General features: G+C 65.7%; 14 protein-coding genes. 11 read left to right on the top strand and 3 right to left on the bottom strand.

Annotated elements, in window-relative coordinates; translation table 11 throughout:
- Window positions 1-3: 3 nt before the first annotated feature.
- Entirely contained in the window at window positions 4-450 is a 447-nt protein-coding gene (locus DSHI_RS15290) for a DMT family transporter (RefSeq protein WP_044028054.1), read from the bottom strand.
- A gap of 169 nt (window positions 451-619) precedes the next feature.
- Here DSHI_RS15290 and DSHI_RS15285 point away from each other — a divergent pair, with 169 nt between their 5' ends.
- The 7 genes from DSHI_RS15285 (at window position 620) to rpe (ending at window position 11,060) form a co-directional block, all read left to right on the top strand.
- Window positions 620-1,309 (top strand): MBL fold metallo-hydrolase, encoded by a 690-nt coding sequence (locus DSHI_RS15285; protein WP_012179673.1) that lies wholly within the window; start codon window positions 620-622, stop codon window positions 1,307-1,309.
- 117 nt (window positions 1,310-1,426) lie between these two features.
- Entirely contained in the window at window positions 1,427-3,160 is a 1,734-nt protein-coding gene (locus DSHI_RS15280; protein WP_012179672.1) for an ABC transporter substrate-binding protein, read from the top strand.
- 174 nt (window positions 3,161-3,334) lie between these two features.
- Window positions 3,335-4,354, top strand: coding sequence for an ABC transporter permease (locus tag DSHI_RS15275; protein ID WP_012179671.1), 1,020 nt, complete (start codon window positions 3,335-3,337; stop codon window positions 4,352-4,354).
- Entirely contained in the window at window positions 4,351-5,295 is a 945-nt protein-coding gene (locus tag DSHI_RS15270; protein ID WP_012179670.1) for an ABC transporter permease, read from the top strand. Before DSHI_RS15275 ends, DSHI_RS15270 begins: the two co-directional genes overlap by 4 nt.
- 11 nt (window positions 5,296-5,306) lie before the next feature.
- Complete coding sequence (locus tag DSHI_RS15265; RefSeq protein WP_012179669.1) at window positions 5,307-7,037, top strand: ABC transporter ATP-binding protein; 1,731 nt, start codon at window positions 5,307-5,309, stop codon at window positions 7,035-7,037.
- Between the two features lie 43 nt (window positions 7,038-7,080).
- Window positions 7,081-10,248: an alpha-mannosidase gene (locus tag DSHI_RS15260; RefSeq protein ID WP_012179668.1), complete on the top strand. Its 3,168-nt coding sequence runs from the start codon at window positions 7,081-7,083 to the stop codon at window positions 10,246-10,248.
- Window positions 10,249-10,361: 113 nt separating this feature from the next.
- Window positions 10,362-11,060: a ribulose-phosphate 3-epimerase gene (gene rpe, locus DSHI_RS15255; protein WP_012179667.1), complete on the top strand. Its 699-nt coding sequence runs from the start codon at window positions 10,362-10,364 to the stop codon at window positions 11,058-11,060.
- Here rpe and DSHI_RS15250 read toward each other — a convergent pair whose 3' ends face one another.
- Window positions 11,061-11,369, bottom strand: a complete 309-nt coding sequence (locus DSHI_RS15250) for a hypothetical protein (protein ID WP_012179666.1) — start codon at window positions 11,367-11,369, stop codon at window positions 11,061-11,063.
- A gap of 107 nt (window positions 11,370-11,476) precedes the next feature.
- The gene (locus DSHI_RS15245) at window positions 11,477-12,133 is read right to left on the bottom strand and encodes a GntR family transcriptional regulator (protein ID WP_012179665.1); all 657 of its coding nucleotides are present in this window, start codon (window positions 12,131-12,133) and stop codon (window positions 11,477-11,479) included.
- 134 nt (window positions 12,134-12,267) lie between these two features.
- Here DSHI_RS15245 and dctP point away from each other — a divergent pair, with 134 nt between their 5' ends.
- From dctP to DSHI_RS15225, 4 genes are all read left to right on the top strand, one after another.
- Window positions 12,268-13,251, top strand: a complete 984-nt coding sequence (dctP, locus tag DSHI_RS15240; RefSeq protein WP_012179664.1) for a TRAP transporter substrate-binding protein DctP — start codon at window positions 12,268-12,270, stop codon at window positions 13,249-13,251.
- A 67-nt stretch (window positions 13,252-13,318) separates the two neighbouring features.
- The gene (locus DSHI_RS15235; RefSeq protein WP_012179663.1) at window positions 13,319-13,870 is read left to right on the top strand and encodes a TRAP transporter small permease subunit; all 552 of its coding nucleotides are present in this window, start codon (window positions 13,319-13,321) and stop codon (window positions 13,868-13,870) included.
- Complete coding sequence (locus tag DSHI_RS15230) at window positions 13,870-15,186, top strand: TRAP transporter large permease (RefSeq protein ID WP_012179662.1); 1,317 nt, start codon at window positions 13,870-13,872, stop codon at window positions 15,184-15,186. The genes DSHI_RS15235 and DSHI_RS15230 overlap by 1 nt, the downstream gene beginning before the upstream one ends.
- Window positions 15,183-16,436: a malonyl-CoA decarboxylase domain-containing protein gene (locus DSHI_RS15225; protein ID WP_012179661.1), complete on the top strand. Its 1,254-nt coding sequence runs from the start codon at window positions 15,183-15,185 to the stop codon at window positions 16,434-16,436. Before DSHI_RS15230 ends, DSHI_RS15225 begins: the two co-directional genes overlap by 4 nt.
- Window positions 16,437-16,438 lie beyond the last annotated feature (2 nt).

Raw genomic sequence — 16,438 nt, 5'->3', positions numbered from 1 at the left:
GGTTCACAGCCGTGAGAGAAGCAGCCCGGCGCCGACAAGAACCACGGCGGCGATGCGCGTCGGGCTCACCTCGCGCATCGCCATGCCAAACGCCCCGATGGCATCCAGCAACAATGCTGTCAGCAATTGCCCGAAGACCAGCGCCGCCACCAGCGTAACGACCCCGATCCGGTCCACGCTCCACGCCGCGGCCCAGACATAGACCGCCCCCAGCGCTCCGCCGCACCAGGCCCACCAAGGCAGCCCGCCCATCGCGCTCCAGCCGGGCACGGTGCCCCGCACCGCGACGATGCTGCACAGCACCACGAACCCCACCCCGAAGGAGATCGCCGCAGCCACCACCGGGTCCCCGGAGGCCCGCGCCAGCTGCGCGTTGATCGGCGCCTGCAGGGCAATGCCCGCACCGCCAAGGGCAATCGCCCCGATTGCCAGCCAATAGGTCATACTCATGTCCTGCCTCGCGTTCTCTCCGGGGATCGTCCCGGCCACGAAACCACGTCCCGCCCGCGCGGACCAGAGGTCACGAAGAGGGTTGCTTTGTCCCGCGGCCTATGCTTGCATACCTATGCAAAATCATCGTGCACCATTACGCACCGACTTTGGGAGGGGAAGGGCGGGCATGCAGATCACATGGTTCGGCCATGCGGCGTTCAAGCTGACGGATGCCGCCGGTGCGTCGGTCATAACCGACCCCTACACGCCCGAAGGCGTAGGCTACGCGCCCATCACTGAGACCGCGGACCTGGTCGTGATCTCCTCCGACGACGACGATGCCCATTGCCGTGCCGACCTGATCTCGAGCGCACCCGCGGTGTGCAATGCGCTGAACGTGGCGCTCGATCACGGCGGGGTCCAGACCGTTGCGGGCCGCGAAATCCGCGCCATCGCCGCCGCCGAGTGGGAGCATCACCCCCGCGGCGTCCCGGGACAGAACGGCATGTACCGCTTCGAAATGGATGGAATGCAGATCGCCCATATGGGCGACTTGGGAAACCCGCTCACCAATGACCAGATCGCCTTTTTCGAGGGCACCGATGTGCTGCTGGCGCTGGCGGGCGGGTATCTGACCATCGAGTTGCCGGACCTGATGAAGATGATCCAGGTCGCCAAGCCGAAACTGGTCATCCCGATGCATTTCCGCACGCTCACCTACCGGCCGCGCAATACCATGTGGATCGAGAGCTTCCTGAGCCATTTCGACGAGGCCCAGGTCGATTTCGCCTTTGGCCCCCACGCCACAATCACCCCCGACACCCTGCCTGACACGACCCGCGTTCTGGTGATGGACTACCTGCGACCAGGCGGCTGACCAACTGTGGGGAACTCAGCGCTTGAACTGCGCGCGCAGCCTGCGACATTCTGACTGCAAAGCGCTTTCAAAAGAACAACCGGCGCCATGGCCGGAGATGACAACAGGAGTACAGACATGACCCTTAGACGCACGCTGCTCACGGTCTCCGCCCTGGTCCTTGCGGCCACATCCGGCGCGGCACTCGCCCAGGATGTTGCCCGCGAGGACACGGTGATCTTCGACCTGGACCGCACCATCAAGGACCCGGAGAATTTCAACTGGTTCACCCCGGGCACCAAGCGGATGCATGGCGCGCACCAGGCCATGTGGGAGCCGCTTTTCATCCTGAATTACGGCACGGGGGAACTCGAACCCTGGCTCGCCAGCGGGTTCGAGGGCAACGAGACCAACGATGAGTTCACCGTCACCCTGCGCGAGGGCGTGGAGTGGTCCGATGGCGAGGCGTTCAACGCCGATGACGTGGTCTTCACCGTCAACATGGCGCTGGAGAACGAAGAGATCTCCTCGCGCGAGGCGGCCACCATCCGGGCCCAGGTCGCCAGCGTCGAGAAGATCGATGACCTGACCGTGCGCTTCAATCTGAACGCTCCCAACCCGCGGTTCCTGGTGGAAAACTTCGGGGTGCGGATCTTCGGGTCGTTCCTGATCATGCCCGAGCACATCTGGGCCGGGCAGGATCCCGCCACCTTCGCCTTCTTTCCGCCCATCGGCACCGGGCCCTATACCTACACCTCCAGTGCGACCAACCGGGCCATCTGGGACCGCAACGACGACTGGTGGGGCGCCAAGACCGGCTTCATGGACCTGCCCGAGCCCCTGCGCCTGATCTTCTTGGAAACGGGGGGCGAGGAGAGCCGCGCGCAGTTGATCGCCACGAACCAGATGGACGCGGCGCAGAACGTCTCCGTCGGCACGTTCGAGGCGATCCGCTTCCAGAACCCGAACGTCATCGCCTGGTATTCCGACTACCCCTATGCCGCCGCCGACCCCTGCGCGCGGCAGTTGGAGATCAACACCACCGTCGCCCCCTGGGACAGTGCCGCGATGCGCAAGGCCGTGTCGCTGATCATCGACCGCAACCAGATCGTGAATGTCGCCGCCGAGGGCGCGACCGTGGCGTCGGAGACGATGTTCGCACAATACGGCTCCATGGCGCCGTTCATCGACGCCGTGAAGGCGGCGGGCTTTGGCCTGTCGGACGAGCCGGACCTGGAGGCTGCGGCGGCCCTGATCGAGGGCGAGGGCTGGGCCAAGAACGGCGACGGGTTCTACGAGAAGGATGGCGAGGTCCTCAGCGTGGACATCCACGTGAATTCAGCCTCCACCGAGTATACCCGCACCATCGACGTGGTGGCCGAGCAATTGACCCGCGCGGGCATCCAGGCGCGGTCGGTGCCGGTGGAGAACGGCGTGTTCTGGGGCGAGGTGCTGCCCTTCGGCACGTTCGAGATGTCCTATAGCTGGCTGTCCTGCGGGTCGGTGAACGAGCCCTGGGCGTCCATGGGCCGCTACACGGTCAAGGACGTGGTGCCGGTGGGCGAACGCTCCCCGGGCTTCAACAACACCGCCCGGTGGGACGGCCCGGCGGCGGAGGCCTACAGTGCGATCGTCGACGAGATCGCGAAACGACCCCTGGGCGATCCGGAAGTGCCCGAGCTGGTGGCGGAGGCCTATCAGTATCTGGATGCGGAAATGCCGTTCATCCCGCTGGTGCAGTCGGCGAAGCTCCTGCCGATGAATACCACCTATTGGACCGGCTGGCCCACGTCGGAGAACTACTACAACCACCCGTTCTTCTGGTGGAACCACACGCACCAGATCATCCACAACCTCGAAAAGGTCGAGTGATCCAGGCCGGGGCCGGGGGCGCAAGCCAGTCGGCCCCGTCCCGTGGGATGGCCCGCCGCAGCGTCGGGAGCCCGGTGCGCCCCAAACCCCAGGTGCCGCGGCACCCGCAGGCCAGGCATCCCAGCCCCGCGCCGCCCCCGGCGCAGACCCGGTGACACCCAGGAGGAGACGGCCATGTTCGGCATCCCGCGATCCTATCTGATCAATCGCACGATCACCTTCGTGCTGACGGTGTTCATCGCGGCCACGCTGATCTGGCTGATCCCGCGGTTCTCGCCCGTGGATCCGGCCGAGATCATGCTGTCGCGCATGGCCGCCGGTGGCGGGGCCGTGGCCGACAGCGAGGCGATCCTCGCCCAGTTGCGGGCCGACTTCGGGCTGAACGACCCGCTCATCGTCCAGTACCTCAAATACATGGGCAACCTGCTGACCTTCAACCTTGGCATCTCCACCGCCTCCTTCCCGACGCCGGTCTCGGTATTGATTGCGCAGGCCCTGCCCTGGACGCTCGGGCTGATGATCCTGTCGGTGGTCATTACCTTCGTGATCGGCAATGCGCTGGGCGCTTTCATGGTCTGGGAGCGCACGCCGAAGATCTGGAAGGTCGTGATACCCACCTTCATGATCTTCACCTCGATCCCGCCGATCCTGTCGGGGCTGTTGTTGATGTATATCTTCTCGATCACCCTGCGCTGGCTGCCGCTCACGGGCAGCTACGGGCTGACGGTGGAGCCCGGCTGGGACTGGGCGTTCATCTCGTCGGTGATCGAGCATGGCACCCTTCCGGCGCTCTCGATCATCGTCGTGACTTTCGGGTTCTGGACGCTCGGGATGCGGGGGCTGATGATCTCGGTGCAGGGGGAGGATTACGTCAACCTCGCCAAGGCCAAGGGGCTGAAGCCGCGCTACGTCCTCTACAAATACATGGTGCGCAACGCGATCCTGCCGCAGATCACGGCATTTGCGCTGAAGATCGGGCTGCTGGTCTCTGGGCAGATCCTGGTGGAGCGGATCTTCGGCTATAACGGCATGGGCAAGCTTCTGTACGACGCGATCCTCGATCAGGATTTCGCGGTGATCCAGGGCGTCAGTTACATCATCATCCTGATGACCGCGCTCTCGGTGTTCCTCGTGGACCTGATCTACCCGCTGATCGACCCGCGCATCCGCCTGTCCGAGGAGGCCGCGACATGACCGTGACACCCGACCCGCAGGCCCCGAACCAGCAAACGGCCGAGGCCAATCTCGACCCGGTCTCCCGCTTCAATCGCTTCGATAATCCGTGGCTGAACCCGAGACTCCTCTGGGGGTCGGGCATCCTGCTGGTGATCATCCTCGGTGGGATCATCGGGCGGATGCTCTGGGACACGGACCTCGTTTTCACAGGCTCTACGCCCCTGAAGCTGCCCCCCCTGGGGTTCGAGAACCTGCGCCGTCAGGAAGGCATCGCCGATTACCCGCTGGGCACCGACGGGGCCGGGCGCGACATGCTGGCGATGCTGATCATCGGCACGCCCAACACGCTGATGATCGGGGCGATCGCATCGGTGATCGGGATGAGCCTGGGGATCTTCCTGGGCTTTACCGCAGGCTTCGTCGGCGGCCGCGTGGACGACACGATCCGCGTGCTGTCGGACGTGATGATCACCATCCCGCCGCTCCTGATACTCGTGGTGTTCCAGGCGTCCTTCGGCGATGTGAGCCTGGTGATGATGGCCTTCCTGATCGCGGGGTTCATGTGGCAATCGCCCACGCGCCTCATACGGGCGCAGGTGCTGTCCATGAAACGCTCGGGCTACGTGCAGATGGCGCAGCTCAGCGGCGCCTCGACCTTCCACATCATGTTCCGCGAGATGCTGCCGAACCTGATCCCGTACCTGTTCGGCTCGTTCATCGCCAACGTCACCACCGCCATTGTCACCGCCGTGGGGCTCGAAGTGCTCGGCCTCGGCCCGCAGCGGATCCCGACGCTCGGCCGGGTGATCTACGACGCGATCAACTCCGGGGCGCTGATCCAGAACCTGTGGTGGTGGTGGGGCCTGCCCACGGCCCTGCTGGCGACCATGTTCATCGCGCTCCTGCTGATCAATCTCGGCCTCGACGAGGTCTCCAACCCGCGCCTGCGCAAGATCTGAGGGCCGCAGCCATGAACAAACACGTCCTCGAACTCACGGATCTGTCCATCGACTTCCCCACGGCCCGCGGGGTGGTCCATGCGGTCACGAAACTGTCCCTGAACATCCGCCCCGGCATCCGTGTCGGTTTCATCGGGGAAAGCGGGTCGGGCAAGACCACCACGGCGCTGTCGGTGATGCGCATGCTGGGTGGGTCGGGCCGGGTGGCCGAGGGGGCAATCCGGCTGGGCGAGACGGATATCCTCGCGCTCAGCGAGGAAGAGATGCGCCTGACCCGTCTCAGCCGCGTCAGCTACATCCCCCAAGGGGCGATGAACTCCCTCAACCCGATCATGCGGATCGAGAACCAGATATGGGACGGCATCGTCGCCCATGAGGGCAAGACCGACGCCGCCACCCTCAAAGCCCGCTCCAATGCCTGCCTTGAAAGCGTCGGCCTGCCCGCGCGCACCGGGCGGCTTTACCCGCATGAGCTGTCGGGCGGCATGAAACAACGGGTCTGCATCGCGCTGGGCGTGTCCCTGAACCCCGAACTGATCATCGCGGACGAGCCGACCTCGGCGCTGGATGTGGTCACGCAGCGCCACGTGATGCAGACGCTCAAGGACGTGCAGGCGCGGATCGGCTCGGGCCTGATCCTGATCGGGCATGACATGGGGCTGATGGCGCAATCGGTGGACGAGTTGGCGGTGCTCAAGGACGGGGTGCTGGTCGAACACGGGACCGTCAAGCAGATCCTGGAGGCCCCGAAACACCCCTACACCCGCCAGCTGATCTCGTCGGTCCCGCTGGTGGGCGGGGACAGCTTCCTCGATCCGCAGGTCGGCGCGCCCCCCGCCCGTCGCGGCAAGGAAGGTGTGCCGCTGCTGGAGTTCAAATCCGTCTCCAAGACTTACGGCGACGTCACCGCCCTGCACCCCATGAGCTTCGCGCTGGATGGCGAGACGCCCAAGATCATCTCGATCGTTGGTCAGTCGGGGTCGGGTAAATCCACCATGGGCAGCCTGATGCTCGGCTTCAATCCGCCCTCCACCGGGCAGGTCCTGTTCGAAGGCGAAGACATCGCCAAACACTCCGCCGCCGACCGGCTGGAATTTCGCAAGAACGTGCAGGCCGTGTTTCAGGATCCCTATGCCTGCTTCAACCCGTTCTACCGCGTCGATCACGCGCTCAAGTTCCCCTACAAGCGCCTCGGCCTCGGCACCTCCGACGACGAGATCGAAGCCAAGATGCTGGAGGCCTGCGAGGCCGTGGGCCTCGACGGCGCGCTCATCCTGCGTCGCTTCCCGCACGAGCTGTCGGGCGGCCAACGCCAGCGCCTGATCGTGGCGCGCGCGCTCATGCTCTCCCCGAAACTGCTGATCGCGGACGAGCCGGTCTCGATGGTCGATGCGAGCCTGCGCGCCACGATCCTGAAAAACATCTACGACCTGAAGGACCGCTACGGCATCTCGATCCTCTACATCACCCACGACCTCGCCACCGCCTACCACGTCAGCGACTATGTCATGGTCCTCTACCACGGCCATGTGGTCGAGGCCGGCCCCCCGAAACAGGTCATCGGCGACCCGCAGCACCCTTACACCCGGATGCTGATCGAAGCGATCCCATGGCCCGATGTCAGCCGCGACTGGGGCGAGGCGGACGAGGCGTCGGACGCCGCGCGCCTCGCCGAAATCGCCCGCGCGACCGAAACCGTGATCCGCGGCGAGATACCCGGCTTCACCCTCGCGGCGGGCTAAGATCCCGCCCGACCTCTCCGCCTTGAAAGGCTCCCGAACGCCCATGAAGCACCAGATCTTCTGGACCGAGCAGAAAATCCTCAGCCGCCTGCCGCTGATCGCGCCGCTGGTCCACCGCCGTGCTGCCCCGATCCCGCCCTTCCGGTACCTGCCGCTGGACAGCCCGCGGGCCGAGGCCCCGGTGGGCCGCGATGTGGATACCGCCGACTGGGCCGAGATCCCGTTCGACAGCTATTGGGGCGACTGGAGCCAGGATTTCGTCCTCCGCTCCGAGTTCGCGGTGCCCGAAGGCTTCGGCATCCACGGCCCCGTCGCCCTGCACCTGCCGCTCGGGGTCGCGGGCGACATCTTCTGCCACCCCGAGGCGCTGGCCTATATCGACGGGACCGGCTTTGCCTCCGCCGACCGTCAGCACCACGAGATCTACCTCGACCCCGACCTCTGCGACGGCGCGCGCCACAGCCTCGCGCTCCATGGCTGGACCGGGCTCAGCGGCTGGCCGCCCGACCGCAACGCCAGGACCAAGCTCTTCATGAAGCCCTGCGCCGTGGTCGAGATCGACACGCCCACACGCGAGCTGGTGGCGCTCGTGAGCCGTGCGCTGGACGTGGCCAGCCACATGGAGGACGGCAACACCGCCCGGAGCCGGATCCTCCGCGCGCTCGATCTGTGCTTCAAGGCGCTCGACACCCGCGACCCCATCCGCTCCGACGCCTTCTACGACAGCGTCCCCACGGCCCTGGCCACGCTGCGCGAAGCGCTGGAAGGCTACAAGGGCCGGATGGAGGTCGACATCCTCGCCATCGGCCACGCCCATATCGACATCGCCTACCTGTGGCAGGTCGACCAGACCCGGCGCAAATGCGGGCGCAGCTTCTCCAACGTGCTCAAGCTGATGGAGGAATTTCCCGACTACCATTTCAGCGCCTCGCAACCGGTCCTCTACGAGATGACCGAGGCCGACTACCCGCAGGTCTTCGACGGCATCCGCGCCCGCGTTGCCGAAGGCCGGTGGGAGCCGATGGGCGGCATGTGGGTCGAGCCGGATTGCAACCTCGCGGGCGGCGAGAGCCTCGTGCGGCAGCTGATGTACGGGCGGCGCTATTTCATCGACAAGTTCGGCGAAACCGCCGAGACCCCCGTGCTCTGGCTGCCCGACACGTTCGGCTTCACCGCCGCCCTGCCGCAGCTGATGCAACAGGCCGGGCTGAAGTGGTTCGTCGCCAACAAGCTGAACTGGAACCAGTACAACCAGATGCCCAACCAGTTGTTCTGGTGGGAAGGCATCGACGGCTCGCGCGTGCTCAGCCACTTCCTTACGACCCCCTCCACGGTGCAATACCTGCCCCATCCCACCACCTACAAGGCCGAGATGACCGCGCGCGAGGTCTTCGGCACCTGGGACAATTTCCGCCAGAAACACCTGCACCAGGAATTGATCACCTGTTTCGGCTACGGCGATGGCGGTGGCGGGCCGACCCGCGAGTTGATCGAGGCGGCCCGCGCCTATGCCGAATTGCCCGGCACGCCCTCGGTGCGCATGGGCACCGTGCGGGAGTTTTTCGAGCGCGTCGAGGAAAACGCCGCCCATGACCTGCCCACCTGGTCCGGCGAGTTCTACCTGGAACTGCACCGCGGCACCTTGACCAGCCAGGCCCGGATCAAGCGCGCCAATCGCAAGGCGGAGGTGCTGCTGCACGACGCCGAGTTCCTCGCGAGCCTCGCGGGGGTCATCACCGACCACCCCTATCCGGGCGACGCGCTCGAAGAGGCGTGGAAACTCGTCCTTCTGAACCAGTTCCACGACATCTTGCCCGGCACCTCGATCACCCAGGTGTTCGAGGATGCGACCCGCGACTACGCCAAAGTGACCGAGATCGGCACCGCCGCGCGCGACACGGCCCTCGCCGCCCTCACCACCCGGATGCCGCCCGAGGCGCAGGTGATGGCCGTGAACCCCACCGGGTTTTCCGTGGACCGGATCGGCTGGATCGCCGAACCGGTGGCGGGGCTGTGCGACCTGCGCACCAACCGCCCCCTGCGCACCCAACCCGTGGCCGATGGCACCCTGATCGACCTGCCCGCCCTGCCGGGCTATGCCGCGCTCGGCCTCGGACCCTGCGCCGAGGCGCCCGAGCCCACGTCGCTGCGCATCACCGACTTCCCAGATGGCGCCGTTCTGGAAAACGACCTGATCCGGGTCCATGTCGCGCCCAACGGGCAGCTCGTGTCGGTCTTCGACAAGACCGCCCTGCGCGAGGTGCTCGCCGCAGACGCCTTCGGCAACCAGCTCCTTGCCTTCGAGGACCGACCCATGGTCTGGGATGCCTGGGATATCGACATCTTCTACGAAGACCGCTGCGAGGTGATCGACGCGCCCGTGCGGTTCGAGATCACCGAACGCGGTCCCCTGCGCGCATCACTGGAGGTCGAACACCATTGGCGCGGCTCCACCATCACCCAGCGCATCAGCCTGCATCACAACTCCAAACGGATCGAGTTCAAGACCGACGTGGACTGGCAAACCTCCCATATCCTGCTCAAATGCGCCTTCCCGGTGGAGGTCTTCTCCCCCCGTGCCACCTACGACATCCAGTTCGGAAATACCGAACGCACCACCCACCGCAACACCAGCTGGGACTGGGCCCGGTTCGAAAGCGTCGGGCACAAATGGGCGGACCTGAGCGAAGGCAACTATGGCGTCGCCCTGCTCAATGATTGCAAATACGGCTACGACATCCACCACAACGTGATGCGCCTGAGCCTGCTGAAATCCGCCACCATGCCCGACCCGGTGCAGGACCGCGGCCGCCACGAGATGACCTATGCGCTCCTGCCGCATGAAGGCAACTGGCGCTCCGACGTGACCGAGAGCGGTTATATCCTCAACAACCCGGTGCTTTGCCGACCCGTCGCGGCCGGGCAGGGCGACGCAGCCCTGGTGCAGATGGTCGGCGTCTCGGGCTTTTCGACCGTGATCGACACGGTCAAACGGGCCGAGGACGGGCAGGGCTATATCGTGCGTCTTTTCGAGAACGAGCGCACGCGCGGCCCCGTCACGCTACGTTTCGGGTTCGACCTGGGCGAGGTGCGCGCCGTCACCATCCTGGAGGACGACATCGGCCCGGTGGCCATGCGCGGCCGGGAGGTCACGGTGGAACTGACGCCCTACAAGATCGTGTCGCTCCGTGTGATCCCCGCCGGGGCCTGAGGCGCGCGGGTCAGGGCGCGTTGCTCCCGGTGTATTTCGGGAAGAAGGAGCGTGGCGCATTTGTTGATCCCGGGCGTGCGCCGGGCTATAGCCGCGCCAACAGGAGAATGCGCATGCCCTTTGACCGTTCCATCAAGATCGCCCCGTCCATCCTCGCCGCGGATTTCGCCAATTTCGGGGCCGAATGCGCGGCGGTGGAAGCCCAGGGCGCCGACTGGGTCCATGTGGATGTGATGGACGGCCATTTCGTGCCCAACATCACCTTCGGTCCTGCGACCTGTGCCGCGATCCGGCCCCATATCAAGGGGGTGATGGATGTGCATCTGATGATTGCGCCGGTGGACCCCTATATCGACGCCTTCGCCGATGCGGGTGCGGACGTGATCACCGCGCATCTGGAGGCCGGGCCCCATATTCACCGCACCCTGCAAGCGATCCGCGGGGCCGGGGCCAAGGCGGGGCTCGCGCTCAACCCGGGCACCGGGCTCGGGGATGTGGGCCATCTGCTGGACATGGTCGACCTCGTGTGCGTGATGACCGTGAACCCGGGCTTCGGCGGGCAGAAATTCCTCGACATGTCGGCCAAGATCCGTGACCTGCGCGCCATGATCGGCGACCGCCCCATCCATATCGAGATCGACGGAGGTGTGACGCCCCAGACCGCGCCTCTGGTGGCCAAGGCCGGGGCGGATGTGCTGGTCGCAGGCTCGGCGGTGTTCAAGGGCGGCTCGGTCGCCGACCCTGCGCCTTATGGGGCCAATATCGCCGCAATCCGGGCCGCTGCAGAGGCCGCGACCGGGGTCATGGCCTGATCAGGGCAACTCGCTCAGCCACAGCTTGAGCAGGGCGGCCCCGTTCGGCATGGCCTGCCCGCGCGCCTCGAAGGCGAAAAGGTCCGCCGCCACCATCGCCGCCAGCCTGTAGAGCCCGGCGGCCTTGGGATCGCCCGCCATGTCCTCCAACCCGCTCGCGGCGGAGGCGATGGCAAAGACCAGCGCCAGACCGCTTGCCTCGGGGTAGGCCTTGGCCAGTGCCCGCGCCACGTCATAGTCGATCCGGGGTGCCGATGCGGCCTCTTGCAGGACCGATGCGATCATCCGGTCCGTAAAGATCTCTGTCATTCTGGGCACCTGGCAACGCGTTACACGGCCCGAACCTCGTGGACCGGCAACTGGCCTAGTCCGATATGCGCCGGTTTTGAAGTCCCGACGCTGCGACAGGGGTGGGTTTACTCCGCCACTTTCTGCATGCTGGCGAGCACATGATGGAACTTTTCGCCCTGCACGGCGACATGGCTGCGCAGGGCCTCCCCGGCGGCAATCGCGTCTCCGGCGGCCAGGGCGGCGACGATCGCGCGGTGCTCGGCCATGGACTGCGACAGCCGCCCGCGCAGCTGCAATTGGATCCTGCGGAAGGGTTTGAGGCGCTTGTGCAGACGTATTACGTCGTTTTGCAGAAAACTGTTCCCGGATTCGGCGTAAATGATGTGGTGGAAGCGCTCGTTCTCCCGGTAGTAGCCATCGCTGTCCGCGGCCTCCACCGCGGCCTCGCAGGTGGCGTTGGCCTGCTCCAGATCGTCCAGCGCAGCGTCGCTGATCCGGGGGGCGGCCAGGCGGCCGCAGGCGGCCTCCAACTCGGCCATGTACTCGAACAGCGCGATCAGCTCCATTGGGCCTGGATGGCGGACAAACACGCCTCTGCGCGGAATTTGTTCCACCAGACCCGCCGTCCCGAGGTGATAGAACGCCTCGCGAATCGGGGTGCGCGACACACCGAAATGCTCTGCCAGCTTGATCTCGTTCAGCCGGTCGCCGTCCGAGAACCCTCCGGTGAGGATCATGTTCTCCAGTTCCTGGGCAATGGTGTCTGCGCGGCGCGTATCCATCCCCTGACCATGGGCCAAGCCCACATGAAATGCAATAGCGTGTAAATTGTATACAGTTTGCTTGACTTGGCATGCGATCTAGGTCACGTTGATCGCAACTCGTCACAGGGCGAGAACTAACGGGAGGAAAATCCATGAAACATACTTTGCTTGCGGCGGTCGCCGCATCGGCCCTCGGGGTCGCGACCATGGCCGGCGCCACGGAACTGCGCCTGTCGCACCAGTGGTCCAACCAGGACATCCGCCACCAGGTCGCCCAGATCGTGGCCGACGAGGTCGCCGCGGCGGACGTGGATCTCGAGATCAAGATCTTCGGGTCCCAGTCGCTCTTCAAGGCGCGGGAGCAGTACAAGCCCCTGTCGCGCGGCCAACTCGACATGACCGTCTTCCCGCTCAGCTACGCAGGCGGCCAGCAGCCGGCCTTCAACCTGACCCTGATGCCGGGCCTGGTGAAGAATCACGATCACGCGGCGCGCCTGAACGAAAGCGCGTTCATGGAGGCGATCGAGGCCAAGATGGCCGAGGATGACGTCATGGTTCTGGTCCACGGCTACCTCGCGGGCGGTTTCGCCGGCAAGGACAAGTGCATCACCAAGCCCGAAGACGTCCAGGGCCTGCAAACCCGCGCCGCCGGTCGCGCCTTCGAGCAGATGCTCGCCGGGGCAGGGGCGTCGATCGCCTCCATGGGCTCGGGCGAGATCTACAACGCCATGCAGACCGGCGTTCTGAACGCCGCGAACACCTCGTCCTCGTCCTTCGTGTCCTTCCGGATCTACGAGCAGGTCGCCTGCTACACCCCGGCGGGCGACTACGCGCTGTGGTTCATGTACCAGCCGCTCCTGATGAACAAATCCACCTTCGAGGGCCTCACCGCGGAGCAGCAGGAGGCCCTGCTCGCCGCCGCAGAGAAGGCCGAGGCGTTCTACCTCGAAGAGGCCAAGAAGGAAGACGCCGCCTCCCGCGAGGTATTCGAGAAGGCCGGCGTCGAGATCGCCGAGATGACCCAGGCCGATTTCGACGCCTGGCGCGCCCTCGCACAGGAAACCTCCTACGCGGCCTTCGTGGCCGACACCCCCGGCGGGCAAGAGCTTCTGGACAAGGCCCTCGCGGTCGAGTGATCCTTTCGGGGCGGCGCCCCTGCGGGCCCGCCCCACCCAAGACACCCCCAACATCCGAGGTAGACCCATGGCAGGGCAAAGCTCTGCCGCCGAGGCCCGGACAGGCGACAACCTGTTCCTGAAGGCCGTGGCGGCGCTTTCCACACTCGCAGGTTGGTTGTCCGCAGCGATGATCGTCATCGCCGTCGGAATCACCTGCCAGATGATCTTCATCCGCTTCGTGCTGAACGGCTCCACCGTGTGGCAGACCGAGGCGGTGGTCTACCTGATGGTGGGCGCGACCCTGATGGGCCTACCGTACGTGCAACGTCTGCGCGGTCATGTGAATGTCGACTTGATCCCGCTGATGATGAGCCGTCGCCTGCGCCGGGTCATGGCGATTTTCACTCTTTGTGTCTCGATTGCCATCATCGGGGTGATGCTGTTTTACGGCTATGAATACTGGCACTTCGCGTGGGAACGCGGCTGGCGTTCGGACACGGTCTGGGGCCCCAAGCTGTGGATCCCCTACCTCGCCATCCCCCTCGGGTTCGGCCTGCTGATGCTGCAACTGATTGCCGATCTCGTCGCGGTTCTGCTGCGCATCGACACCCCCTTCGGTCTCGGGGAGGACGCCTGATGGACCCGCTTACCCTCGGCGCGCTGGTCGCGTTCGCCACCATCATCGTGCTCTTCTCCGGCGTGTCGGTGGCCATCGGCCTGCTGATCGTCTCGGCCGGTTTCCTGATCGTGTTCGACGGGATGCGCTCGCTCGAACTCATGCCCGAGATCTTCTTCGGCAAGCTCGACAATTTCGCCCTGCTCTCGATCCCGATGTTCATCATCATGGGCGCCTCGATCGCCTCCACCCGGGCGGGCGCCGACCTCTACGAGGCGTTGGAGCGGTGGCTGACCCGCGTGCCCGGGGGCCTCGTGATCTCCAACCTCGGGGCCTGCGCGCTGTTCTCGGCCATGTCCGGATCCAGCCCGGCGACCTGTGCCGCCATCGGCAAGATGGGCATCCCCGAGATGCGCAAGCGCGGCTACCCCGATGAGGTCGCGGCAGGCTCCATCGCCGCGGGCGGCACGCTCGGCATCCTGATCCCGCCCTCGGTGACGATGATCGTCTACGGCATCGCGACCGAGACCTCGATCGGCCGTCTGTTCCTCGCGGGCGTGTTTCCGGGGCTCTTGCTGGTGGGGCTGTTCATGCTGTGGTCGCTCTATTCCACCTGGCGGTCGGGTAATACCGCCGTGCTGACCGCGACCGTCTACACCTGGAAGCAGAAGTTCGAGATCCTGCCCCGCGTCCTGCCCTTCATCGTCATCATCATCGGTGTGCTCTACGCCATGTATGGCGGCGTCGCCACACCGTCCGAGACCGCCGCTGTGGGCGCGCTGCTGTGCCTGCTGATCGCGATGATCATCTACAAGCTCTGGTCGCCCGTGAAGCTCTGGGAAGTGCTGCGCGACAGCACCAAGGAAAGCGTGATGATCCTGTTCATCATCGCCGCCGCCGGGGTCTTTTCCTACATGCTGTCGAGCCTGTTCATCACCCAGGCCATCGCCGAATGGATCGGCACGCTGGAGGTCAACCGCTGGGTCCTGATGGGGGCGATCAACCTGTTTTTGCTGGTGGCGGGCTTCTTCCTGCCGCCCGTGGCGGTGATCCTGATGACCGCGCCGGTGCTTTTGCCGATCATCACCACCGCCGGGTTCGACCCGATCTGGTTCGCGGTTATCCTCACGATCAACATGGAGATCGGCCTGATCTCCCCGCCCGTGGGGCTGAACCTCTATGTGATCAACGGCATTGCCCCGGATATCAAGCTCAAGACGATCCTCGTGGGCTCGCTGCCCTACGTCGCCTGCATGGTGCTGGCAATCCTGATCCTGTGTGTCTTCCCGGGCATCGCCACCTGGCTGCCCGACGCGGTGATGGGGCCGGGCTTTTGAGCGTGATGGCCGACCTTCTCGGCACGCTCTTCGAGCGGCGCTACCGCGCGGGGGCCCCGGATCCGCGCGCCCTGCCAGAGCTGTCCCGCGCGCTGGTAGAGGCGCGGGCCGAAGGGCCGGGGGGCGAGTTGGCAAGGGCGCTTCTGGACCGCTATGCCGCCGCGGAGCGGGATGAACGTCTGGCCTGGTTCACCTTCCTGGCCGAGGAAATGGATCTCGACACCGCCGCCCTGACCGACGCGCTGGCCACCTATGCCGAGGACAGTGACCCGGAGGCCTATCGCCGCCTCGCAGCCCTCTCCGAACCCCCGCGGCAGGAGCTTGCCCGCCGCCTCAACCAAGTGCCCGGGGCCACGGCGCAACTGGTGGCGATGCGCGCCGACCTGCTGAGCATGATCCCCGACGCCCCGGGCCTGCAACGCGTGGACCTGGACTTCCGTCACCTGTTCAAGAGCTGGTTCAACCGCGGCTTTCTGGTGCTGCGCCCGATAACCTGGGAAAGCCCGGCCCATATCCTGGAGAAGATCATCGCCTACGAGGCGGTGCATGAAATCCACTCCTGGGATGACCTGCGGCGGCGGCTGGAGCCTGCGGACCGCCGCTGCTTTGCCTTCTTTCACCCCTCCATGCCCGACGAGCCGCTGATCTTCGTCGAGGTCGCCCTGACCACCGCGGTGCCCGGCTCGATCCAGGCGCTTCTGTCCGAGGACCGCGCGCAGATCGACCCGGGCCAGGCCACCACCGCGACCTTCTACTCGATCTCGAACTGCCAGGACGGGCTGGCGGGCATCTCCTTCGGCAATTTCCTGATCAAGCAGGTGGTCCGCGACCTGCAACGCGACCTGCCCCAGATCACCCGCTTCGTCACCCTCTCGCCGATCCCGGGCCTGTGCGCCTGGACAGCCGAGACCGGCCTCGACTGGCCCGACGATGGCGCCGCCCAGGCCGCGCTCGCCGCCCATTACCTGCTGAAGGCCAAGGGCCGTGGCACAGCCCCACGCGACCCGGTGGCGCGCTTCCACCTGGGCAACGGCGCGCTGGTCCATGCGGTCCATTCGGGGGCCGATACCTCCGACAATGGCCGACGCCAATCGGGCGGTGTCATGGTGAACTACCTTTACGACCTCGACCGGATCGCCGAAAACCACGCCAGGTTCCACGATGACGGCACCATCGCCGCCAGCCGCGATATGGTCAGCCTCGCCAAGCGCGCGCCCATGCCGAGACTCGAGCAGACGGAGACGACCTGAGA

This window comes from Dinoroseobacter shibae DFL 12 = DSM 16493 (assembly GCF_000018145.1).
Taxonomy (GTDB): Bacteria; Pseudomonadota; Alphaproteobacteria; order Rhodobacterales; family Rhodobacteraceae; genus Dinoroseobacter; species Dinoroseobacter shibae.
This window is presented reverse-complemented; position numbering and strand designations above follow the sequence as displayed.

Coding starts and splice junctions, on each gene's coding strand:
- DSHI_RS15235 (WP_012179663.1), top strand. CDS start 13,319: ATGGCAGGGCAAAGCTCTGCCGCCGAGGCCCGGACAGGCGACAACCTG.
- DSHI_RS15250 (WP_012179666.1), bottom strand. CDS start 11,369: ATGACAGAGATCTTTACGGACCGGATGATCGCATCGGTCCTGCAAGAG.
- dctP (WP_012179664.1), top strand. CDS start 12,268: ATGAAACATACTTTGCTTGCGGCGGTCGCCGCATCGGCCCTCGGGGTC.
- DSHI_RS15275 (WP_012179671.1), top strand. CDS start 3,335: ATGTTCGGCATCCCGCGATCCTATCTGATCAATCGCACGATCACCTTC.
- rpe (WP_012179667.1), top strand. CDS start 10,362: ATGCCCTTTGACCGTTCCATCAAGATCGCCCCGTCCATCCTCGCCGCG.
- DSHI_RS15280 (WP_012179672.1), top strand. CDS start 1,427: ATGACCCTTAGACGCACGCTGCTCACGGTCTCCGCCCTGGTCCTTGCG.
- DSHI_RS15285 (WP_012179673.1), top strand. CDS start 620: ATGCAGATCACATGGTTCGGCCATGCGGCGTTCAAGCTGACGGATGCC.
- DSHI_RS15245 (WP_012179665.1), bottom strand. CDS start 12,133: ATGGATACGCGCCGCGCAGACACCATTGCCCAGGAACTGGAGAACATG.
- DSHI_RS15260 (WP_012179668.1), top strand. CDS start 7,081: ATGAAGCACCAGATCTTCTGGACCGAGCAGAAAATCCTCAGCCGCCTG.
- DSHI_RS15230 (WP_012179662.1), top strand. CDS start 13,870: ATGGACCCGCTTACCCTCGGCGCGCTGGTCGCGTTCGCCACCATCATC.
- DSHI_RS15265 (WP_012179669.1), top strand. CDS start 5,307: ATGAACAAACACGTCCTCGAACTCACGGATCTGTCCATCGACTTCCCC.
- DSHI_RS15270 (WP_012179670.1), top strand. CDS start 4,351: ATGACCGTGACACCCGACCCGCAGGCCCCGAACCAGCAAACGGCCGAG.
- DSHI_RS15290 (WP_044028054.1), bottom strand. CDS start 450: ATGAGTATGACCTATTGGCTGGCAATCGGGGCGATTGCCCTTGGCGGT.